The organism is Agarivorans litoreus, from assembly GCF_019649015.1.
GTDB classification, from domain to species: Bacteria; Pseudomonadota; Gammaproteobacteria; order Enterobacterales; family Celerinatantimonadaceae; genus Agarivorans; species Agarivorans litoreus.
The window spans coordinates 2,162,727-2,185,572 of record NZ_BLPI01000001.1; the positions used below are offsets into that span (position 1 = coordinate 2,162,727).

A 22,846-nucleotide genomic window follows, 5' to 3' on the forward strand; every position below is an offset into this window, starting at 1 on the left:
TAAACCAACTAAAAAGAGCGCCCTATGGCGCTCTTTTTTTGTTCTCTTAAAACTTCATACTAACGCCAAGTTTAATCTGGCTATCATCTTTAAGAGGCGTGCTGTTGTAATCGGTACTATCAAAGTTTTTTTGAGTATATTGAACATAAGGCTGATAGCTTCCTAAATTGGTAAGGAACACCTTAGTTTCAAGTTCATTGATTTTTAGGTTATTGCTTTTGTGCTCTGCATTTGCGTCTTTATGAATGTAGTTAAAAGACACGCCAACAATATCACCGGCCCAACCCGCGGTTAAATCGGTTCGGTTGGTTTTTACATCGCCTAGTTCAGCTTTATTTATGCTGTTGTTATTTTGGGGACCTTCGTAACGGTAACGTGCAGCAACTAAAATACCATTATCAAAGTTATAACCACCTTTAAGAGCAAACTTACCGGTGTTGTCAGAACAAGGCTTAAAAATGCTGCCCTTGTGTGAGCAGTTACTAAGTGCAAAACGGCACCTAAACGAACAGGTAGAGCAAATTGCCAACCTGGACTGTTTAAGGTTAAACCTTGGAGTAAGTGCGTATTTGCAAGATAGCGCTATAGCAAAGGTGCTTAGCCAATTTAACCAAGCCTACCCACAAGTAGATTTACATATTTACCAACGCCGCGATGAGCAGCTACTCAACTGGCAACAACAACCATCATTAGATTTAGCCATTTGTTTTTACCGGGACGCTTTTCCTAGCCAATTTACTGTAGAACCTTTGTGTGAAATACCAGTAGTAGCAGTATGTTCACGAACTCACCAATTAGCGTCTGCAACGTCAACAACTCTTCAGCAAGTGCTAAGTCATACCTGGATAACTGTTCTTTCTTCAACCAATACCGAGCTGTGGGATCCCGATACAGTACAAAGGCAAATTGCAGTAGAGCATCATTCGCTAGCTATTGAACTTTGTTTACGTGGTGTTGGCGTTTTTGTCGGCCAACAACAGCAGCTAAATCCGTATATTGAAACGGGTGAATTAGTAGTTTTAGCCCATAACGATGCCATTGCCAATGAACAACTTGGCTTGATTTACAGCAAACAAACAACGATTTCCCCAGCTCAACAGGCGCTAATTAATTTGTGTAAAGCAGAGTTTAGAAACAAACCCCATTAGCCATTTAGGTAATGTGTGCACAACTCTTATTCACACACAACAAATGGGATCATCAGCTTAGATGGCGGGTAAAGAGAATTTTACTGAGGTTTCACGTGAAACTATCAACAACTAGATCACAATAAATTCGCAGCTAGTTAAACCCTATTAGATCACGTTACAATGTAACCAAGACTCTACATTTAACAGGATCGTAAGTGGATATAGAAATCATTGTGGGATCAACCCTCGGTTCGGCTGAATACGTCGCAGATGAGCTAGAAGCGCTATTAAAAGAACAGCATCAAGTAAAAATTCACTTAGATGCAGAGTTTGAAGAGCTAAATAAGCAAGCTTTTTGGCTTATTTGCAGTTCTACTCATGGCGCAGGAGATGTACCAGACAATTTACAGCCATTTTTCCAACATTTACTCGAAAACCAACCAGATCTTTCTTCTGTTTCTTATAGCGTAGTGGCTATTGGTAGTAGCAGTTACGATACCTTCTGTGGAGCAGGTAAAGATCTCGACCAAACCTTAAGTAATTTGGGTGCCAAAAAGCTAAAAGAACGTTTAGAAATAGATGTGGATCTAGAACCAGTGCCTGAAGAACCAGCAGTTGCATGGTTAGAAAGCTGGAAAAATGAGCTAAATGTGAACTAAATACTGTGGATAACCCTAGGGAATAGCTATTAGTTTAACATAGTTATTCCTATGGATAAGCTTATACCCATTTCCACCTGTGGATAAACAGCAAATTAGATCCCAGTTTTTCCCCTGCTTAGATCGCCCTTCATTAACAAGATCTGATCTTAATTAAGTTAATGATCATAAAGCTAAAAAATCACTTATCTACAGATCAGCAAGTTACTAATAGTAGATCTAATAAAAGATCTTTAAAAAAAGATCTTATATATATTTATAAGAGATCGAGTACTGATCTAATTCTGATCTAAGCATTCCCTTATCGCCACTTAACCAGTAAAATGTCGCACCCTTCTGGGATTAGGCTGGCTCGAGGTAATAAAAAATGTTCTATAAACAACAATATGACGTGATAGTGATCGGTGGTGGTCATGCCGGTACTGAAGCAGCTGCTGCAGCTGCACGCATGGGTCAAAATACCTTGTTGCTTACTCATAACATTGAAACTTTAGGTCAAATGTCTTGTAACCCAGCCATTGGTGGTATTGGTAAAGGTCACTTAGTAAAAGAAATTGATGCCTTAGGTGGCTTAATGGCACAAGCAGCCGACCTTTCAGGGATCCAATTTAGAACCCTAAACTCATCTAAAGGCCCAGCCGTTCGTGCAACTCGCGCGCAAGCAGATAGAGTGCTTTATCGAGCTGCGATCCGTGAGCGTTTAGAAAACCAAGCCAACCTAACTATCTTTCAACAAGCTTGTGACGACTTGATCGTAGAAAATGATCAAGTGGTAGGGGTGGTTACTCAAATGGGCCTACAGTTACGTGCACGCAGCGTAGTGCTCACTGTGGGAACATTCCTTGGTGGCATGATCCACATTGGTTTAAATAACCATGCTGGTGGCCGAGCAGGTGATCCCCCGTCAATTGCTTTAGCCCAACGACTCCGAGAGCTACCATTACGAGTTGATCGCCTAAAAACCGGTACTCCACCGCGCATTGATGCGCGCAGTATCGATTTTAGCCAAATGCAGCCACAGCCTGGTGATACCCCTACACCAGTATTTTCGTTTATTGGTAAACAAAGCGATCACCCACAACAGATCCCTTGTTATATCACTCATACCAACGAGTCTACTCATAACATTATTCGTAATGGTTTAGACAGAAGCCCTATGTTTACCGGTGTGATTGAAGGTATTGGGCCGCGTTATTGCCCCTCTATCGAAGACAAAGTAACTCGCTTCGCCGATAAAAACTCACATCAGATCTTTATTGAGCCTGAAGGCCTAACCACTCACGAAGTGTACCCAAATGGTATTTCTACCAGCTTGCCTTTTGATGTTCAGGTTGAGTTAGTTCACTCAATGAAAGGTTTAGAGAATGCCCATATAACCCGTCCGGGTTATGCCATTGAGTATGACTTCTTTGATCCTCGTGATTTAAAACAAAGCCTTGAAAACAAATACTTAAAAGGTTTGTTCTTTGCTGGACAAATCAACGGGACTACCGGTTACGAAGAAGCCGGTGCCCAAGGATTAATTGCAGGCTCTAATGCTGCCCTTTACGCTCAAGGCAAAGATGCATGGGCACCTCGACGCGACCAAGCTTACATGGGCGTATTGATCGACGATTTAGCCACTTTAGGCACTAAAGAACCTTACCGTATGTTCACTAGTCGTGCCGAATATCGCTTATTGTTACGTGAAGACAACGCCGATATGCGTTTAACTGAGCAAGGTCGTAAGCTTGGTTTAGTAGACGATCATCGTTGGCAGTTGTTTAATCAAAAAGTTGAAGCGGTTGAGTTAGAACGCCAGCGCCTAAAAGACACTTGGGTTCATACCAGTTCTAAGCAATTGGATCAGCTAAACCCATTATTGAAAAATCCAATTACTCGCGAGCATTCTTTAGAAGAGTTGATTCGCCGACCAGAGCTTAACTACCAACAATTGATGGAAATTGATGGCTTTGGACCTGGATTAGAACTACCAGCCGCCGCTGAGCAAGTTGAAATCCAGATCAAATATGATGGTTATATTAAACGCCAATTAGAAGAAATTAAGAAAACCCAAAAGCATGAAAATACTTTGCTACCTTTAGATTTAGATTACTCTAAAATTAGCGGTCTATCGAATGAGGTAGTTGCAAAACTAACCAATGCCAGACCAGAAACCATAGGTAAAGCAGCACGTATTTCGGGAGTAACTCCAGCTGCGGTATCATTGCTATTGGTATATTTGAAAAAACACGACTTGGCACGCAAGTCAGCTTAGGATGATCGGGTGTTAAAATCTCGCTTACAGGGCTTATTGGCTCAAACGTCTTTGCAGCTTACCGAGCTGCAAATTTCTCAACTGGTTAGTTTGGTTGAGCAGCTCGATAAATGGAATAAAGCTTACAACCTTACCTCGGTAAGAGATCCTATGGAGATGATGGTAAAACACATTCTCGATAGTTTAGTGGTAAGTCCTTACTTACAAGGTGAGCGTTTTATTGACGTTGGCACAGGGCCTGGATTACCAGGTCTTCCCTTGGCCATTATTAATCCTGATAAACAGTTTGTATTGCTTGATAGTTTGGGGAAACGAATTACTTTTATTCGCCAAGTTTGTCATTTACTCAAACTCGAAAATGTTACCGCAGTGCAAAGCCGAGTAGAAAACTACCAACAAAACCTCGATTTTGATGGCGTAATAAGCAGAGCGTTCGCTTCTTTAGAGGATATGCTTAACTGGTGTTCTCACCTACCCGCAAATAATGGTAAATTCTATGCTTTAAAAGGCTTAGTGCCTGAACAAGAGCTAGAAAACCTGCCCGAAGGCTTAAAACTGCACAGTATCGAGAGTTTAACGGTTCCCGAACTTGAAGGTCAGCGACATCTAGTTATTATTGATAAAAATAACCCTTAGGCGAAAATATTGTGGGTAAAGTAATTGCGGTTGCCAACCAGAAAGGTGGCGTAGGAAAAACTACAACCAGCGTAAATTTAGCGGCGTCTATGGCGGCCACTAAACGCAAAGTATTGTTGATTGACCTAGACCCACAAGGTAATGCCACCATGGGCAGTGGTGTTGATAAATACGATGTTCCAAAAACAGCCTATGAGTTACTGATTGATGAAGAACCTATCGATCAAGTAACGGTAAAAGATACCAGCGGATTTTTTGATTTAATTGCAGCTAACTCTGATGTTACTGCTGCTGAAATTAAATTAATGGAGTTTTTCGCGCGCGAAGTACGCTTACGTAATGCATTAGCGCCCGTGCGTGACTACTACGATTACATTTTCATAGATTGCCCGCCTTCGCTCAACATGCTTACTGTTAATGCAATGGCTGCTGCCGACAGTGTATTGGTGCCAATGCAGTGTGAGTATTACGCCTTAGAAGGCTTAACCGCTTTAGTTGATACCATTAGTAAATTGGCTTCAGTGGTTAATCCTGATCTGCAAGTTGAAGGCATTTTGCGCACCATGTTCGATCCTCGAAATAGGTTATCGTCGGATGTAAGTGATCAGCTTAAGCAGCATTTTGGTAAAAAAGTCTACCGAACTGTGATCCCAAGAAATGTGCGTTTGGCCGAAGCCCCTAGCTTTGGTAAACCAGCCATGTATTATGATAAAACGTCAAATGGTTCTAAGGCTTACCTTGCTTTAGCGGGTGAAATTATTCGCCGCCATGAAGAAGAAGCACAAGCGGTGGTCGTAGATTAATGAATACGGATAAAGACATGTCAGCGAGAAAACGTGGATTAGGTAAAGGATTAGATTTATTACTCAGTACCAGTAATAACGCTCGTCAGCGTCAAGTTGAAGAGGACACTAAAGCCGATACTAATCAGCAAACCGTTGATCAAAACCGTGGTGAGCTGCGTAAGCTACCCATCGAATGGTTACGCCCAGGTAAGTACCAACCACGTAAAGACATGTCGGCTGAAGCGCTCGAGGAACTGGCTCACTCGATTGAAGCACAAGGGGTTATTCAACCCATTGTGGTTCGAGAAGTGGGTGATAATCAATTTGAGATTATTGCTGGTGAGCGCCGTTGGCGCGCCTCGCAACAAATTCATCTGCACGATGTTCCTTGTTTGATTAAAAACGTGAGTGATGAAAACGCGGTTGCTATTGCACTTATTGAGAATATTCAGCGTGAAGATCTTAATGCAATGGAAGAAGCGGTTGCCCTTGACCGTTTAATGAATGAATTTGAACTTACTCATCAGCAGGTCGCTGAAGCGGTAGGTAAATCTCGTACAACTGTAACCAACCTGCTACGTTTAAATAGCCTTGATAACGATGTAAAAATCTTATTGGAACATGGCGATATTGAAATGGGCCATGCTCGTGCCTTGTTAGCGTTAAGTGGAGAAACTCAAGCCGAAACTGCACGTAATGTTGCTGCCAAAGGATTAACAGTTCGCGATACCGAAAAGCTAGTTAAGGCAGTTTTAAATCCTAAAGCCCCTAAACAAGCAGCTAAAGTTGATCCAGATATTAACAGATTAGAGCAAAGAATAAGCGAACGCTTAGGTGCTGGTGTAAAAATTCAGCAAAACAAAAAAGGCCAAGGTAAGTTGGTTATAGACTATGCAAACTTGGATGAATTAGATGCTATTTTGGCGCTCTTCATCGATTCCGATGAAACACTTTAGTTTTTATAAACTATTCTTACCTACATTTCTTTGATCTTGATTACCTAACTTTCACCAAAAAATGACCAAAATCGCTGGTTTGTAACATAAAAATTAACAATAACCGTTATTTGTTTATGTAAGCTGTTACAAATTGGTGACTTCCGCTTTGCTTCTGATTGCAAAAGTGCGCGTTCAACGTATAATCATTAGGCTTTTTCGCAAGCCCTTTTTACCTACTTATAGGTAATGGGTTAAATGTAAAAACTAGTAGAGGTCGAGAATGTCTGGGTCTTTAACAACAGAAGTACGCCTTAAAGCGTTATATTTTGTTATCTTTCAGACAGGGTTTGTCGCACTGCTAACACTTAAAAGTGGTTTCTTTTTTGATAAAGAAACTGCCATTTCAGTGTTACTCGGAGGAATAATCTTTTTACTACCAAATGCGCTGTTTACTGCCATGGCATTTATGTTTGTGGGAGCTAGACATCGAAAATACGTAGTATTGAGCTTTTATCTCGGGGAAGTCGTAAAACTTTCTCTAACAGCCATTATGTTCATACTGGCCTTTGCCTTGCTTGAAGTGGTGCCTCTAGCACTATTGCTTGGCTTTGTTCTTAGTACTTTAACGCAATGGACTGCCTCTATTTTTCTTAGTAACAAAAATAGGATGATAAATGGCTGCTGAAGGTAACGTTTCAGGCTATATCCAGCACCACCTGACAAACGCACAAATGTGTATGGCCGATGGCGGTCTGGCATTTAATTACGCTTGTAAGGATGCAGGGTTCTGGACTTGGCACATTGATTCACTCCTGTTTTCAGTTGGCTTGGGCGCTTTGTTCTTATTTCTTTTTTATAAGGCAGGGCAAAAAGCAACAACTGGCGTACCTGGCAAGTTTCAATGTTTTGTTGAAATGATGGTTGAGTTTGTTGATGGAGCTGTTCGTGATGCTTTCCATCGCACCGACCGTGTTATTGCGCCAATTGGTCTAACCATCTTCGTGTGGATTTTCCTCATGAACTTGATGGATTTAGTGCCTGTTGACTTTATACCCCACGTCGCCGGACTTATGGGCGCTGAGTACTTTAAAATTGTACCAACTACTGATTTAAACATCACAATGGGCATGTCTCTTGCCGTGTTTGCTTTAATCATATTTTACAGTATTAAAGTAAAAGGACTGAAAGGGTTTACAAAAGAGCTAACGCTTAATCCTTTCAACCATTGGTCAATGATTCCATTCAACTTCTTGTTAGAATCGGTCACCTTATTGGCTAAACCTTTCTCACTCGCTTTGCGTCTGTTCGGTAACCTGTATGCAGGTGAATTGATCTTTATTCTTATTGCCGCACTTGTTCCTTTATGGGCTCAATGGACCTTATCTGTGCCATGGGCAATTTTCCATATTCTGGTCATTGTGCTTCAGGCGTTTATTTTCATGATGCTAACGATAGTTTATCTAGCTTTAGCCCATGAAGATCACTAATTAAGTTTAATAAAAACTGTTTTAACCTAATAAATACTATTTGGAGAAAATCATGGAAACTGTTGTTGGTTTAACTATTATCGCTGTTGCAATCATGCTGAGCATGGCCGCTCTTGGTACTGCTATCGGTTTTGCACTTTTAGGTGGTAAATTGTTAGAAGCATCAGCCCGTCAGCCTGAGCTAGCCCCTGCACTACAAACTAAAATGTTTATTATTGCTGGTCTACTAGATGCGATCTCAATGATTGCCGTGGGTATCGCGTTATTCTTCGTATTCGCTAACCCATTCGTTGCCTTGTTAGGTTAATCCTTCGATTCCTAACAAATAGGAGGTGTCGTTGTGAATATCAATGCAACCATGTTTGGACAAGCGATATCGTTCGCGATTTTTTGTTGGTTCTGCGTTAAATACGTATGGCCACCACTAATCGACGCGATTGAAGCTCGTCAAAAGAAAATTGCGGATGGTTTAGCTGACGCTGAACGTGCCGGAAAGGATCTTCAATTAGCTCAAGCGAAAGCATCAGAGCAAATGAAAGACGCCAAGTCCGAAGCTGCTGGTATTATCGAGCAAGCTAACAAGCGCAAAATTCAAATCATCGACGAAGCAAAAGAGCTGGCTAACATTGAGCGAGAAAAAATTATTGCTCAAGGTAACGCAGAAGTTGAAGCTGAACGTAATCGTGCTCGAGAAGAGTTACGTGCGCAAGTAGCTGCTTTAGCCATCGCTGGCGCTGAGAAAATTCTTGAGCGTTCAATCGACAAAGAAGCCAACAAGCAGATTGTTGATAAGCTAGTCGCTGAGCTGAAATAAGGGATAAAAGGTAGAGCTTATGGCTGATTTAACCACCATTGCTCGTCCCTACGCTAAAGCTGCGTTTGATTTTGCTGTTGAGCAAAAAGCCTTAGAACAGTGGACTGAGATGTTAGCATTTGTTGCCGAAGTGGCAGCCAATGAGCACGTTGCAGTTCAGCTGAAAAGGGAATCGGCAAATACTTTGGTTGATTTATTTACCACTGTATGTGCGGAACAGCTTAACGAGCATGGCCTTAACTTAATTAAGTTAATGGCTGAGAACGGACGTTTAAATGCGTTGCCTGCTGTGTTAGCTCTTTTCTTGGAGTATAAGGCCGAATTGGCTAAGGAAATAACTGCTGATGTTGTTTCCGCTACCGAGTTAGATGCCGCGCAGCAAGCGCAAATTAGTGCTTCCTTGGAACAGCGTCTAGCACGCAAAGTGAAGCTTAACTGTAGTGTTGACGCCTCATTAATGGCCGGTGTAATTATTCAAGCCGGTGATTTAGTGATTGATAGCTCTGTAAAAGGGCAATTGGCGAAACTTTCTGAAACACTGCAAGCGTAATTGGGGAATAGAGCATGCAACTGAATTCCACTGAAATAAGCGAACTGATCAAGCAACGTATTGAGCAGTTTGAAGTTGTCAGTGAAGCTCGTAACGAAGGTACTATCGTTTCTGTAAGTGACGGTATTCTTCGCATTAATGGTCTTGCTGATGTAATGCAAGGCGAGATGATTGAGCTTCCTGGTAACCGTTATGCTATCGCATTAAACCTAGAGCGTGATTCTGTAGGTGCGGTAGTAATGGGCCCTTATGCTGACTTAGCAGAGGGTGACAAAGTAAAAAGTTCTGGTCGTATTTTGGAAGTTCCTGTAGGTCGAGGCTTATTGGGACGCGTACTTAATACACTGGGTGAGCCAATTGATGGTAAAGGTGCGGTAGAGCACGATGGCTTCTCGCCAATCGAAGTGATTGCACCTGGCGTAATGGAACGTAAATCGGTAGATAAACCTGTTCAAACAGGTATTAAAGCGATTGATTCAATGATTCCAATCGGCCGTGGTCAACGTGAGTTGATTATCGGTGACCGTCAGATTGGTAAAACAGCGATCGCTGTTGACACCATCATTAACCAAAAAAGCTCTGGCATTAAATGTATTTACGTAGCGATTGGCCAAAAAGCCTCTACTATTGCTGCTGTAGTACGTAAGCTAGAAGAATACGGCGCAATGGAGTACACCACCATTGTTGCAGCTTCTGCATCAGATTCAGCCGCACTACAATACTTAGCGCCTTATGCTGGTTGTACTATGGGTGAATACTACCGTGACCGCGGTGAAGATGCGTTAATCATTTATGATGATTTATCTAAGCAAGCCGTAGCTTATCGTCAAATTTCCTTGCTACTACGTCGTCCGCCAGGCCGTGAAGCTTACCCTGGTGACGTTTTCTACCTCCACTCTCGTTTATTAGAGCGTGCCTCCCAGGTAAACGAACAGTACGTAGAAGAGTTCACGAAAGGTGAAGTAAAAGGTAAATCAGGTTCATTAACTGCATTGCCGATTATTGAAACCCAGGCTGGTGACGTATCAGCATTCGTACCAACCAACGTAATTTCGATTACCGATGGTCAAATCTTCCTAACAGGCCAGTTATTTAACTCTGGTACTCGTCCGGCGGTTGACCCTGGTATTTCGGTATCTCGTGTAGGTGGTGCAGCACAAACTAAGATTATCAAGAAACTGTCAGGTGGTATTCGTACCGCATTGGCACAGTACCGTGAACTAGCAGCATTTGCCCAGTTTGCTTCTGACTTAGATGATGCAACCCGTAAGCAGTTAGACCACGGTCAAAAAGTAACCGAGTTAATGAAGCAGAAGCAATTCAGCCCATTATCTGTTGCTGAACAAGCCTTGGGTCTATACGCCGCTGAAAAAGGTTATTTAGCTGACATAGAAATCGATAAGATTGTTGATTTTGAAGCAGCGTTGCTAGCTTACGCTAACAACGAGTACGCCGATCTATTAGCGACTATTAATGAAAAAGGCGATTACAACGACGAGATTGATGCGGCGATTAAAGGCTTAATTGAAAGCTTTAAATCTACCCAATCTTGGTAATCAAACCTGACGAATAGGAGCAATAGATATGGCCGGCGCTAAAGAGATTAAAGGTAAGATTGGTAGTGTTCAAAACACTCAAAAGATTACCAATGCGATGCAGATGGTGGCAGCAAGTAAAATGCGTCGTTCGCAAGACGCAATGGAAAGCAGCCGTCCCTACGCAGTAGCTATGCGCAAAGTAATTGGTCATATCGCGCTAGGTAAGCTCGAATACAAGCATCCGTATGCTGTAGAACGAGAAGCCAAGCGTGTAGGTTATATCGTGGTATCTACTGACCGTGGTTTGTGTGGCGGCTTAAACATTAATTTGTTTAAACAAGTTGTCACCGACATGCAGCAGTGGAAAGAAAAAGGGGTTGAGGCTGATCTTGCCGTTATTGGCAGTAAAGCAACAGCCTTCTTTAATAGCCACGGTGGTAAAGTGGTAGCTCAAAACTCTGGCTTGGGAGATAACCCAACTGTTGAAGAGCTTATCGGTACCGTGAAAGTGATGTTAGAAGCCTACGATGAAGGCAAGCTAGATCGCATTTATGTGGTGTACAACAAGTTTGTAAACACCATGGTACAAGAACCAACGATTGATCAATTATTGCCGCTGCCTAAAGCAGATGATCCAGAAATTGCGTCTCGCAGCTGGGATTATTTATACGAGCCAAGTGCTGAAGAAATTCTCGACGGCCTACTAGTTCGTTATATCGAATCTCAAGTGTATCAAGGTGTGGTAGAAAACCTAGCCTGTGAACAAGCTGCACGAATGGTTGCAATGAAAGCGGCAACCGATAACGCGGGTAACCTGATTGATGAGCTTCAGTTGGTATACAACAAAGAGCGTCAAGCAGCGATTACTCAAGAATTGAGCGAAATTTCTGCGGGAGCTGCAGCCGTTTAAGGCAAGGCACTAAGCAATATATTTAGAGGAATCAACATGAGTAACGGTAACATCGTCCAAGTAATTGGCGCTGTTGTGGACGTTGAATTTCCACATGACAGTGTACCTAAGGTATACAATGCTCTAGAAGTTCAAGGCGAAGACTTAGTTCTTGAAGTTCAACAGCAAATTGGTGGTGGCGTAGTTCGTTGTATCTGTATGGGTGCATCGGAAGGCGTACGTCGCGGCCTAGAAGTGGTTGATACTGGTGACGCGATTAAAGTACCTGTGGGTGACGCAACCCTCGGTCGCATTATGAATGTACTAGGTCAAACTATTGACCACAAAGGTGAAATTGAAACGGAAGAGCGTTACAAGATTCACCGTTCTGCTCCAACTTATGAAGAGCAGGCTAACTCTAGCGAATTGCTAGAGACAGGCGTAAAAGTTATCGACTTAATTTGTCCATTCGCTAAGGGTGGTAAAATTGGTCTATTCGGTGGTGCCGGTGTTGGTAAAACCGTAAACATGATGGAGTTGATCAACAACATCGCTAAAGCTCACTCAGGTCTATCTGTGTTTGCTGGTGTTGGTGAGCGTACTCGTGAAGGTAATGACTTCTACTACGAGATGGAAGAAGCCGGGGTACTTGATAAAGTAGCCATGGTTTACGGTCAGATGAACGAGCCACCAGGAAACCGTCTACGCGTAGCGTTAACGGGTTTGACTATGGCTGAGAAGTTCCGTGACGAAGGTAAAGACGTATTGTTGTTCATCGACAACATTTACCGTTACACCTTGGCCGGTACCGAAGTATCTGCACTGTTGGGCCGTATGCCATCAGCGGTAGGTTACCAGCCTACATTGGCTGAAGAAATGGGTGTTCTTCAAGAACGTATTACATCTACTAAGACTGGTTCGATTACTTCGATTCAGGCGGTATATGTACCTGCGGATGACTTGACTGACCCATCTCCTGCAACCACTTTCGCGCACTTAGATGCAACCGTTACGCTAAACCGTAGCATTGCAGCAATGGGTTTATACCCAGCGATTGACCCACTGGATTCAAACTCTCGTCAGTTAGATCCTCTTATCGTAGGTCAAGAGCACTATGAAGTTGCTCGCGGTGTGCAAGGCGTATTGCAACGCTATAAAGAATTGAAAGATATTATTGCGATTCTAGGTATGGATGAATTGTCTGAAGAAGACAAGCAAACCGTAGCTCGCGCGCGTAAGATCGAGAAATTCTTAACTCAAGATTATCACGTAGCTGAAGTTTTCACTGGTAACCCAGGTAAACTTATCCCACTTAAAGATACTATCCGTAGCTTTAAAGGCCTATTGGCTGGCGATTACGATGATATTCCAGAGCAAGCGTTCTTGTATGCAGGCGATATTGATGACGTGCTTGAGCGCGCCAAAAATATGTAAGCTTCGCCCATTGGCGTAACAGGAGGCTGAAATGGCAGCGATGACAGTTCACTTGGATGTGGTGAGCGCAGAAGAGAAAATTTTCTCTGGCCGCGTTGAGCACTTACGAGTAACCGGTGAAGAGGGTGAGTTAGGAGTATTGCATGGTCATGCTCCACTACTAACCCCAATTAAGCCTGGTATGGTTCGCATGGTTAAACAGCATGGTCACGAAGAGGTGATTTACATCTCGGGTGGTTTCTTGGAAGTACAACCAGGAAACGTAACCGTGTTGGCAGATACCGCGATTCGAGGCAACGAGCTCGATAAAGCCAAGGCCCAACAAGCTAAACAAGCTGCAGAGGAAAGCATTAGCAATCCCAACAGCGATGTGGATTTTGCGAAAGCTCAAGTTGAACTTGCGAAAGCAATGGCTCAACTTCAAGTTATCGAAATCCTCGGAAAAAACGTCCGATAGATTTAGCTTGATAATAAAAAGGCGCTCCCAGAGCGCCTTTTTTGTCTGTGAAAAATGATGCTGACATCAACGAAACCTATTTTTATAGTCGTTACTATAGCTATAAATAGATTGGCTTCGTGCTAATAACAACTACATTTAGTGGGTTTGAACTTAGCTTCAAACTAACACTCACCAAGGGATGGATATGGCAACAATTTCGCCATTAAATCAAGCAAGCAAAGCCTTGCTCTCAGAGCGTATTCAAGGCCTTATCAAAGCCTTATCAGCAGGTATCTACGAACGTGAAGAAAGCTTTAAACTATGCCTTTTGGCTGCTCTAGCCGGCGAAAGTGTATTTTTACTAGGCCCGCCTGGTATTGCCAAAAGCATGATTGCCAAACGTTTGGTGAAGGCCTTTAAAAGCCAAAGCTTCTTTGATTACTTAATGACTCGCTTCTCAACCCCAGAAGAAGTGTTTGGTCCTTTATCTATTCAAGAGCTTAAAGATAATGGTAAGTATGTTCGTTTAACCGAAGGTTATTTGCCCACTGCCCATATAGTTTTTCTTGATGAGATCTGGAAAGCAGGTCCGGCTATTCTTAATACCCTACTCACGGTAGTGAATGAGCGCACTTTTCGAAATAGCTACGAAAACTTGCCTGTACCCATGCGCTTACTTATTTCTGCTTCAAATGAACTGCCTGAAGAAGATGGCGGCTTAGAAGCGCTTTATGACCGCATGTTACTGAGGGTATTTGTAAATAGGATTCAGCAAAAAGACAACTTCAAAGCCCTGCTGCTTGATAATCAAAGCTTACAAGATATCCCTGAACACCTTGTGATTAGTGACGAAGAATATCAAACATGGCAAGCGCAACTTGGCCAAGTCACCATGAATGACGAAGTGTTTGAGAAAATGTACCTAATTAAAAACTTGGTTGAGCAAGGTTTTCCTTTAGCCGGAGAAGGCAGTATTGTTGGCGATCTTTATGTATCGGACCGACGCTGGAAGAAGTCTGTTCATTTGTTGCAAACTAGTGCATTTTTTAATGGTCGTTCAGAGATTAATCCGCTCGACTTGCTGCTATTGCAAGACTGTCTCTGGCATAACCTAGAAGACCGCCAGTTTATTCAAACTTGTATCAAAGATTATGCCGTCAATCATGCATTCGATCAGCTTAAACTAAAAGAACTTGCCGAAGGGGCCGAGCGTCATTATCAAGCCACCGTGGATGATATTTGCGAGCAGCTTACCCTACAGTTTTCTCATGATTCAGGCTTAAGAAAAGACCAATATAAATACGATTTTAGCAGTGCTAAACGTTACCCCAATAAACACGGTGGCGAGCTATTTAAGCTGGTGGTATTGCAAAGCAATTTGTCGGTGAGTGAAAAAGACAAAGGTGAAACGCGTTGGGTCTATGTGGATGCAAACGAGTTCTCAAAGAAAATAAAAAGCGGTAATTGTGAAATGCTCGGGCGGATCAACGAAGGTTCCGAGTTATGTCAGCTACGCTTTGATATTGATATTAACCATCAGCTAGTGATTAAAGATTTAGCTAATCGACCTTTACTGCTTGGTATTGCCAAACAACAAGGCCTTGATGAAAGCATGGTAGCCGATTGGCAACAGCAAATTGATGCAGTATTGGCTAATATTAAACAAGCAGAATATGAGCTAAAACGTAGCCGGGCTCAGTTTCACGGTGCCTTGCCCCATAACTTTATCTCTGAGCAACTGCCAGAGTCGATAGAAGCAAGCTTGATGGAAGTGGATATGATGGTATCAGGGGTTGCTAGCTTGCTAGATAAACAGGCTTATAGAATGCGCAATATAAACGACTTTTTTAACTAGGTTAAAACATGTTAGATAGCCTGCAATTTGGTGTGATGTTAGCCGAGTCGGGACTGCTTGATGAAGCAGTCCGCGAGGTGATGATGCGTCCGCAACTGATGATGATTGCAGAGTCTAGCCCTGGTATTCAAAGTGCCATGAAAAGCCAAGTTAGCAAATGGAAAAGCCAAATTCGTTCTCAGCTTGGTCAAATCACCATTGAAGAAAAATTTGCCGAAGAAATAGCGCTGTATCAGCGTTCTATTGAATTAGACAGTGCCGCATTCAGCCAACAGTTAGATGACTTATTGATACAGTTAAGCGTTTGTTCTTCTTTTTATGGCAAGGCAAGTGAGTTGGCTGCTCATCCTCACCACCGTTATAGCCCAATGTTTCAAAGTTACTTTTGTAATCAGTGGTTTGAAAACATCGCCAAGGCGCTTAATAAAGCTCAGTTAGATGAAATGAAGCAGCATAAGCAAGCCTTGCTGGCCGATCTTTATCAACGGGTTGAAACGCTGCAGGCGATGCCTGAAATGACTGAATCGGGTGACTCAAATAAGTTAGGTCGATTATGGGATATGGCGGCGGCAAAGCTGCGTAAAAGTGAAGTTAATTTGCTTAAGCAGTTTGCGGTGTTCCTTAAATCGCAAAAAGGTCTACAAAAAATTGCCGAGCAATTAGGCAGAATGGCCGACCAAGTGAGTGACCCAAATGCTAGCAATGCACCGGTTGAAGAGCCTCAATTGATTGAGGAGCAGTTAGAGCAAGTTACCGACGATATAGTTGGAGTGCACGAAGGTGATGATCTAGCCAAACTCTTGCCTAATGAAACCATGTTCTTAGCCTACCCAGAGTTAGAGGTTATTTTTTATAAGCACTTAGTTGATCACCAGCTAATGAATTATCAAATGCAGGGCAAGCAGCGCAAATTGCGTAAGGTGAAAACCTACAAAAAAGCAGCTGACGAGACCATGCTAGATAAGGGGCCATTCGTTTTGGCCATTGATAGCTCTGGCTCTATGCAAGGCTTTCCTGAGAAGTGTGCTAAAGCCCTAGCCTATGGCTTAATGCAAATAGCCTTAGCTGAACAGCGTGACTGTTATGTCATTATGTTTTCAACAGAGCTCATCACTTACGAACTCACCAAAAAAGATGGCTTAAGAGAAGTGCTTAATTTTCTATCTTACAGTTTTCATGGTGGCACCGATATGGCCGCAGCACTCCAGCAAGCGGTTAAACAAATGACAGAAGATAAATACCAAAATGCAGATTTAGTGGTATTGTCAGATTTTATTGCCCCTGCTCCACCCAATGATTTGTTAGATACAATCAAGCAGTTAAAAACGCAAAAAAATCGATTTCATGCGCTTAAACTATCTAGCTACGGAAACCCCGAATTAATGCAGGTGTTTGATCACCTCTGGGATTACACTCCTTCGCCAATGAAGCGCTTATTTAAACGATAATTCCAAAGCAGATACGTTTCGCTTACACTTGTTTAAATTATCGATAATCATTTTGGTTGATTGGGAAAATTAACCTGTAATAAGGAAACAAAATGAACTTCAGCGTTGTTATTTTGGCTGCCGGTAAAGGAACAAGGATGCGTTCAACTTTACCGAAGGTACTTCATAAGTTAGCGGATAAACCAATGGTGCAGCACGTCATCGATACCGCTAAAAAATTAAAGCCAGAAGCTATTCACCTTATCTACGGCCATGGCGGTGAATTGATTAAACAGCAAATACAAGACCCAAGCTTAAATTGGATTGAGCAAGCTGAGCAACTAGGTACTGGTCATGCTATGCAACAAGCTGCACCGCATTTTGCGCCTAATCAGCCTGTCGTTATGTTATACGGTGATACCCCCTTAATTAGCGAACAAACAATTCAGCGCTTAATTGAAGCCTTGCCAGAAAATGGCATTGGTTTACTCACCGTAGATCAAGAAGACCCAACCGGCTATGGGCGAATTGTGCGTGAAAACGGCAGTGTAGCAGCGATTGTTGAGCACAAAGATGCAACCGCTGAGCAGCTAGCGATTAAAGAAGTGAACACCGGTGTATTAGTGGCAAACAGTAATGACTTTAACCGCTGGTTGGCTAACTTAAGTAACGACAATGCTCAAGGCGAATACTACGTTACCGACATTATTGAAATGGCCACTAAAGAAGGCAACGTGGTACAAGCGGTACAACCCGACTCTATTGTTGAAGTGCAAGGGGTTAATGACCGAGTTCAACTAAACGGTTTAGAGCGCGCATACCAAAAAGCCCAAGCTGAACAGCTACTGCGTGATGGGGTAAGTTTGGCCGATGCTAACCGCTTTGATTTACGTGGTGAGTTAAGCATTGGTAGCGACTGTTTCATCGATATCAACGTTATAATTAAGGGCAAAGTTACCATTGGTAACAATGTGACTATTGAAGCTAACGCTATTTTGATTGATTGTGAGATTGGCGATAATGTCACCATTAAAGCTAACAGCATTATTGAACAAGCTAGCTTAGCGGCAGATGCTTCCGCTGGTCCATTTGCTCGCCTTCGCCCTGGAGCCAAGCTGGAGCAAGATGCTCATGTAGGTAACTTTGTAGAAATGAAGAAGTCTACTCTAGGTAAAGGCTCTAAAGCTGGTCACCTAACTTATCTAGGTGATACTACGGTAGGTGAAAAAGTGAATATTGGTGCTGGCACTATTACCTGTAATTACGATGGTGTTAATAAATTCCAAACTGTGATTGAAGACGGTGCCTTTATTGGCAGTGATACCCAGTTAGTTGCTCCAGTTACCGTGGGTAAGAATGCAACTGTAGGTGCGGGTTCTACAATTACAAGTGATGTGGAAGCTGAAGTATTGGCAATATCTAGAACCAAGCAGCGCAGTATTAAAGCTTGGCAACGTCCCGTTAAAAAATCTTAATTGTTTGAATTGTATATGAAAAGCGACCTTTGGTCGCTTTTTTTGTTTTAGCGACTGTTTTCACATAAATCCCTACTTTAATTAGGTATAACTAGGGTTTTGCTTTAGGGACAGACCATGAACAAACAGTTTGAACACCCGCTGCCAAACAGCGAAGGTTATTTTGGCGAATATGGTGGAAGTTTTATCCCGCCAGAGCTTCAAACAGTTATGAATGATATTAATCAGGCTTACTTAGACATTCGTCAAGATCCAGAGTTTGTAAAAGAGCTTACGCGTTTGTATCAAGACTATGTAGGTCGCCCTAGCCCAATTTTCCACGCCGAGCATTTATCGCAAACCTATGGCTGCGACATTTATTTAAAACGTGAAGACCTAAACCATACTGGCGCGCATAAAATTAATCACTGTTTAGGTGAAGTGCTACTGGCTAAAAAAATGGGAAAAACCAAAGTGATTGCCGAAACTGGCGCTGGTCAACATGGGGTTGCTTTAGCAACCGCTGCTGCCTTGTTAGGGTTAGAGTGTGATATTCACATGGGTGAAGTAGATATCGCTAAAGAGCACCCTAACGTAGTGAGAATGCGTATTTTAGGTGCCAATGTTATCCCCGCAACTCACGGTAGAAAAACCTTAAAAGAAGCTGTAGATAGCGCTTTTCAAGCTTACATGGCCGATCCTCATAGCCAGCTTTATGCTATTGGTTCGGTAGTTGGACCCCACCCCTTCCCGATGATGGTACGAGACTTCCAATCAATTATTGGCATAGAAGCGCGTGAGCAGTTCCAAGCAATGACCGGAGCTTTACCAGACAATTTAGTGGCTTGTGTTGGTGGTGGCTCTAACGCTATGGGGCTGTTTAGCGCCTTTTTAGAAGATGAAGCGGTCGCTATGCATGGTTGTGAACCTGCCGGTCGCAGTTTGGAAGAAGTGGGTGAACATGCAGCTACGTTAACCAAGGGTGAACCTGGCACTATGCATGGTTTCCATTCCTACATGCTTAAAGATGAGCAAGGAGAGCCTGAACAGGTTTATTCAGTCGCCAGCGGCCTAGATTATCCTTCGGTTGGACCACAACATGCCTATTTAAAAGACTTAGGCCGAGTTCAATATGGTGTAGTGAGTGACCAAGAAGCGATTGATGCTTTTTTTGAGCTCTCGCGTTTAGAAGGCATTATTCCAGCAATAGAATCTGCTCATGCAGTGGCGCACGCCATTAATTTAGCTAAACAAGGTAATAAAGGGTCAATTTTGATTAATTTATCGGGTCGAGGAGATAAAGATATCGACTTTGTGGTAGAGAAATACGGTAAAGAATACGGAATAGAATCGCTGCTATAAGTAGTAAAACTTGCTAAACAAAAAAGGCCACAAGTGAAAATCTGTGGCCTTTTTTAGTTTGCAGAAAGCTAGTTTAGAATTTATAAGCCACGTTGAGCATTGGCCCGCGGTAGTGATATCTTAAGGTGGTTTCATTCCAATCGGCTTCAACTAAGTAATAGTTGTAGCCTAATTCAACATCCCAACTTGGTGTTATATGATAAGAAAGAGATGCATTTAAATCGGCTAAGTAACCACTAGTATTATCTATAGATATATAGAAGAACTGAGTGTGCGCGCCAATCGTCCAATCTTCCGCTAATTGATAATCTGCCCATAGTCCAATGTCAGGCAGTGGAGCGGTGGTTGACTCATCAACTACTTCGCCGTTGGTATTGGCACTATCACAAGTGATGGTACCACTGTTATTAATACAACCCGCTATCTCACCGCTAAAGCCCATTTCAATGAACATAACGTGTAAACCTAACGAACCGCCAATTTCGGCCCGTTCTGTTTTAAAGAAAGAATAACCATAACCAGCGCGTAAAATGTCAATGTCCATACGCGTATCAATAGACGCCCCTACAACAATGCCTTTATCTGGGTTGTTAGGCAGGGTGTAGCCAAAGGTTGATTTGCTTTTGGCTGAGCGGTGCAATCTGCGCCAATCGGCATATACAATATGGCGTTCTTTAAATTTATAGCCTGCTTCGAAAAATGGTAAAAACTGGTTTTCTTCTAGATTTAAGTTGTCTTCGAAATCTAAATGAAAGTCTTCGTTATTGAATGCTTTGGTGGTAATTGAAGAATCGGTTTTCGCCCAAAAGCCGCCCGCTTTTATCACCCATTCACCAGCTAAACTGGTAGAGCTAAAGCTTGCTATTAGTGCAGCAAGAGGGAGCCACTGCTTGGTTTTCATATACTATCCTTGTATCGCAGTACTAAAACAGTGCTGCAGATGCGCTGTTTAACGTTTGTCACTTCATTGTGAGCTTTTGGTTAGTATAAGCACTTAAATCTGATAGTAAAATATAAACAAGCCACTATCCTTAGTGGGGCGGTTTGATTTATTTTAAACTGTTAAGTTAATCTGCATGCACAGCTTGCTTACTACTTTGTTGGTTGGAGAAAAGGATGTTAAAGGAATTAACGCGTTATTGTGGTGCTCTGGTACTAGCTGCTTTGTTAGTCTGCTTTCCGATAACTTCGGTTATGGCAGTCGATTCTGGGAGTGACCAAGCAACCTTGCTGTTAGAAAAGTATCAGCGTCAGCAACAGCGGATCGAAAAAATTAAAGCCAATATCGACCAAGTATCAAGTATTGAGCAGGCGGCTATCTCTCACCGTTTATTAGAGCGCCATTTGCATGCCTTTGAGACCATTAATCAACTTTCTCAATATTTGATTGAGCAAAAAGCTTTGGGCTTAGCCGATGAGCAAGTGTTGGCTGAAGTTGAGCAAATTATTGCCCAAAATAACCAAGATTTAGTGAATGGTATCGAAAAGCAGCAGCTTGAGTTTAATAAGGCTTATGCCGAAGAAGAAGCTGATGGTATTAAAGCTTTCCAACTCTATATCGAACACCTTACTAGTTCTGATCTTATTTATAATGCCATGGTGCAGCAAATTGTTAATCAACAAGCCTTAGGTTTTAATGTAGATGCAGAAAAAGAATACTTGATCGATCGATTATATACCCGCGCTGAGTCCTTTTCTGGCATGGTGGGCTTGGTGGGTAAAAAGCGCGAAGAACTCGGCAAGTTAATTAAAATTACGCCGGATGATCAAAGCCTTAAAGACCAATTAGCAGTTGTTACCGAGCAGCTTGCTGTTGCTGGGGAAAGCTTTAAGCTTACCGTCGATTTACTTACTCAGTTAGGCTTTAACGCGTCTTTCTATCAGCAGACTTTACTAAAGCTTGGCGGTCAAATTACTACCGATGTTTTGGATGTGGATATATTAGGTGGCATTGCTAAACGTTGGTTAGAACGTTTATCAGAATACTTTGTTGAGCACGGTGGTGAATGGATTTTCAAGCTGTTTTTGCTGGTGGCTATCTACTATATTTTCCGCTCATTATCGCGTTTGGTGCGTAAACTGATGACCAAGAGTTTGGATTCATCCAAGCTAAATTTGTCGTCATTAATGAAAGACATGATTATTTCCTCGGTCGCTCGAGTTGTCATCATTATAGGAATTCTATTTGCGCTCGCTCAAGTGGGGATTTCGCTGGCTCCTATCTTGGCCGGTTTAGGTGTGGCCGGTTTCATTATTGGTTTTGCCTTGCAAGATACTCTAGGTAACTTTGCTGCTGGTTTGATGATTTTGATTTATCGCCCTTACGATGTAGGCGATATGGTTGAAGTGGGTGGTGGAGTATTTGGTAAGGTGAAAAGCATGAACCTTGTATCAACCACCATTCTCACCATTGATAACCAAACCTTGGTTATACCCAATAGCAAAATTTGGGGTGACGTAATCAAAAACGTTACTGCGCAAAAATTGCGCCGGGTGGATTTGGTGTTTGGTATTGGCTACTCCGATGACATTGAAAAAGCAGAGGCAGTATTAAACGAATTGCTCGAGCAGCATCCAATGGTATTGCCAGAACCAGAGCCCACCGTGAAGCTGCATGTACTTAACGAATCTTCAGTTGATTTTATTGTTCGCCCTTGGGTTAAAACCGATGATTACTGGAATGTATATTGGGATATTACCCGCGAAGTGAAAATGCGCTTCGACCGCGACGGTATCTCTATTCCGTTCCCGCAGCGCGATGTGCATTTTTATCCTGCCACTAGCGAAGCAGCGCAAATCGAAAAATAGCTAGGGTCTGTTGAACTTTTCTGATGGTTTTTGCAGCAATTTATTAGCCATTTAGGCAAGGCAGTGAGTGTGCAGTTAAGTGGGCTTAATAATCACTCGCTAACGCTGAATAAATGGCTAAGAAATGCTGCCCGAAGGGTTCGGATAAGCGAACTTTACTCTTTGTTAAGCCCTTCTTGCTTAGCCCACTAGGCTTCTAAGTGCTCGCCGCGATTAAAGCCCGCTTATCTCAAACAAAATTTCAACACCAAAGATCAACAGACCCTAAAACATTAACTATAAAATCAAAGGTTTGGTTTTTACTTCCAAGCCTTTGTTGGTTTTGATACTGGCTTCCGACGCTGAATAGCTGGAAAATTTGGCTAAAATAAGTAAAATAGCGCT

At 42.5% G+C, this 22,846-nt stretch carries 22 protein-coding genes; 20 read left to right on the top strand and 2 right to left on the bottom strand.

Annotated elements, in window-relative coordinates:
- Nucleotides 1–46 precede the first annotated feature (46 nt).
- Nucleotides 47–529, bottom strand: a complete 483-nt coding sequence (locus tag K5L93_RS10025) for an oligogalacturonate-specific porin KdgM family protein (protein ID WP_220719676.1) — start codon at nucleotides 527–529, stop codon at nucleotides 47–49.
- Between K5L93_RS10025 and K5L93_RS10030 the strand changes: the two genes are divergently transcribed.
- The 19 genes from K5L93_RS10030 (at nucleotide 459) to trpB (ending at nucleotide 19,654) form a co-directional block, all read left to right on the top strand.
- On the top strand, nucleotides 459–1,148 hold the full coding sequence (locus K5L93_RS10030) for a substrate-binding domain-containing protein (protein ID WP_281422547.1): 690 nt from the start codon (nucleotides 459–461) through the stop codon (nucleotides 1,146–1,148). The two genes, K5L93_RS10025 and K5L93_RS10030, sit on opposite strands and share 71 nt — an antisense overlap.
- 197 nt (nucleotides 1,149–1,345) lie before the next feature.
- Nucleotides 1,346–1,789, top strand: coding sequence for an FMN-binding protein MioC (gene mioC, locus K5L93_RS10035; RefSeq protein ID WP_220719678.1), 444 nt, complete (start codon nucleotides 1,346–1,348; stop codon nucleotides 1,787–1,789).
- Between the two features lie 367 nt (nucleotides 1,790–2,156).
- Entirely contained in the window at nucleotides 2,157–4,046 is a 1,890-nt protein-coding gene (gene mnmG, locus K5L93_RS10040; RefSeq protein ID WP_220719679.1) for a tRNA uridine-5-carboxymethylaminomethyl(34) synthesis enzyme MnmG, read from the top strand.
- Nucleotides 4,047–4,055: 9 nt separating this feature from the next.
- Complete coding sequence (rsmG, locus tag K5L93_RS10045) at nucleotides 4,056–4,682, top strand: 16S rRNA (guanine(527)-N(7))-methyltransferase RsmG (RefSeq protein WP_220719680.1); 627 nt, start codon at nucleotides 4,056–4,058, stop codon at nucleotides 4,680–4,682.
- A gap of 11 nt (nucleotides 4,683–4,693) precedes the next feature.
- Complete coding sequence (locus tag K5L93_RS10050; protein WP_016400263.1) at nucleotides 4,694–5,485, top strand: ParA family protein; 792 nt, start codon at nucleotides 4,694–4,696, stop codon at nucleotides 5,483–5,485.
- 17 nt (nucleotides 5,486–5,502) lie between these two features.
- The gene (locus K5L93_RS10055) at nucleotides 5,503–6,423 is read left to right on the top strand and encodes a ParB/RepB/Spo0J family partition protein (protein WP_220719681.1); all 921 of its coding nucleotides are present in this window, start codon (nucleotides 5,503–5,505) and stop codon (nucleotides 6,421–6,423) included.
- A 262-nt stretch (nucleotides 6,424–6,685) separates the two neighbouring features.
- Nucleotides 6,686–7,090, top strand: a complete 405-nt coding sequence (locus tag K5L93_RS10060) for an ATP synthase subunit I (protein ID WP_220719683.1) — start codon at nucleotides 6,686–6,688, stop codon at nucleotides 7,088–7,090.
- Nucleotides 7,080–7,892, top strand: a complete 813-nt coding sequence (gene atpB, locus K5L93_RS10065) for a F0F1 ATP synthase subunit A (protein ID WP_220719684.1) — start codon at nucleotides 7,080–7,082, stop codon at nucleotides 7,890–7,892. Before K5L93_RS10060 ends, atpB begins: the two co-directional genes overlap by 11 nt.
- A 52-nt stretch (nucleotides 7,893–7,944) precedes the next feature.
- Nucleotides 7,945–8,199 carry a F0F1 ATP synthase subunit C gene (atpE, locus tag K5L93_RS10070; protein WP_016400258.1) on the top strand — a complete coding sequence of 85 codons (255 nt, stop codon included), beginning with the start codon at nucleotides 7,945–7,947 and terminating at the stop codon, nucleotides 8,197–8,199.
- A gap of 33 nt (nucleotides 8,200–8,232) precedes the next feature.
- A complete protein-coding gene (gene atpF / locus K5L93_RS10075) occupies nucleotides 8,233–8,706 on the top strand; it encodes a F0F1 ATP synthase subunit B (protein WP_220719685.1) in 474 nt (157 codons plus the stop codon).
- Between the two features lie 19 nt (nucleotides 8,707–8,725).
- The gene (gene atpH / locus K5L93_RS10080; protein WP_220719686.1) at nucleotides 8,726–9,256 is read left to right on the top strand and encodes a F0F1 ATP synthase subunit delta; all 531 of its coding nucleotides are present in this window, start codon (nucleotides 8,726–8,728) and stop codon (nucleotides 9,254–9,256) included.
- 14 nt (nucleotides 9,257–9,270) lie between these two features.
- The gene (gene atpA, locus K5L93_RS10085; protein ID WP_220719688.1) at nucleotides 9,271–10,812 is read left to right on the top strand and encodes a F0F1 ATP synthase subunit alpha; all 1,542 of its coding nucleotides are present in this window, start codon (nucleotides 9,271–9,273) and stop codon (nucleotides 10,810–10,812) included.
- Nucleotides 10,813–10,840: 28 nt separating this feature from the next.
- On the top strand, nucleotides 10,841–11,704 hold the full coding sequence (atpG, locus tag K5L93_RS10090; protein ID WP_220719690.1) for a F0F1 ATP synthase subunit gamma: 864 nt from the start codon (nucleotides 10,841–10,843) through the stop codon (nucleotides 11,702–11,704).
- Between the two features lie 36 nt (nucleotides 11,705–11,740).
- Complete coding sequence (gene atpD / locus K5L93_RS10095) at nucleotides 11,741–13,117, top strand: F0F1 ATP synthase subunit beta (RefSeq protein ID WP_220719692.1); 1,377 nt, start codon at nucleotides 11,741–11,743, stop codon at nucleotides 13,115–13,117.
- Nucleotides 13,118–13,148: 31 nt separating this feature from the next.
- Nucleotides 13,149–13,574: a F0F1 ATP synthase subunit epsilon gene (locus K5L93_RS10100; RefSeq protein WP_016400252.1), complete on the top strand. Its 426-nt coding sequence runs from the start codon at nucleotides 13,149–13,151 to the stop codon at nucleotides 13,572–13,574.
- Nucleotides 13,575–13,761: 187 nt separating this feature from the next.
- Entirely contained in the window at nucleotides 13,762–15,411 is a 1,650-nt protein-coding gene (locus K5L93_RS10105) for an ATPase RavA domain-containing protein (protein WP_220719694.1), read from the top strand.
- 8 nt (nucleotides 15,412–15,419) lie between these two features.
- Nucleotides 15,420–16,859, top strand: a complete 1,440-nt coding sequence (gene viaA, locus K5L93_RS10110) for an ATPase RavA stimulator ViaA (protein ID WP_220719696.1) — start codon at nucleotides 15,420–15,422, stop codon at nucleotides 16,857–16,859.
- Between the two features lie 92 nt (nucleotides 16,860–16,951).
- On the top strand, nucleotides 16,952–18,313 hold the full coding sequence (glmU, locus tag K5L93_RS10115) for a bifunctional UDP-N-acetylglucosamine diphosphorylase/glucosamine-1-phosphate N-acetyltransferase GlmU (RefSeq protein WP_220719697.1): 1,362 nt from the start codon (nucleotides 16,952–16,954) through the stop codon (nucleotides 18,311–18,313).
- Between the two features lie 117 nt (nucleotides 18,314–18,430).
- Entirely contained in the window at nucleotides 18,431–19,654 is a 1,224-nt protein-coding gene (gene trpB, locus K5L93_RS10120; protein WP_220719698.1) for a tryptophan synthase subunit beta, read from the top strand.
- Between the two features lie 73 nt (nucleotides 19,655–19,727).
- Here trpB and K5L93_RS10125 read toward each other — a convergent pair whose 3' ends face one another.
- On the bottom strand, nucleotides 19,728–20,555 hold the full coding sequence (locus K5L93_RS10125; RefSeq protein ID WP_220719700.1) for a hypothetical protein: 828 nt from the start codon (nucleotides 20,553–20,555) through the stop codon (nucleotides 19,728–19,730).
- 215 nt (nucleotides 20,556–20,770) lie between these two features.
- On the opposite strand from K5L93_RS10125, the gene K5L93_RS10130 reads away from it, so the two are divergent.
- Nucleotides 20,771–22,462 carry a mechanosensitive ion channel family protein gene (locus K5L93_RS10130; protein ID WP_220719702.1) on the top strand — a complete coding sequence of 564 codons (1,692 nt, stop codon included), beginning with the start codon at nucleotides 20,771–20,773 and terminating at the stop codon, nucleotides 22,460–22,462.
- Nucleotides 22,463–22,846 lie beyond the last annotated feature (384 nt).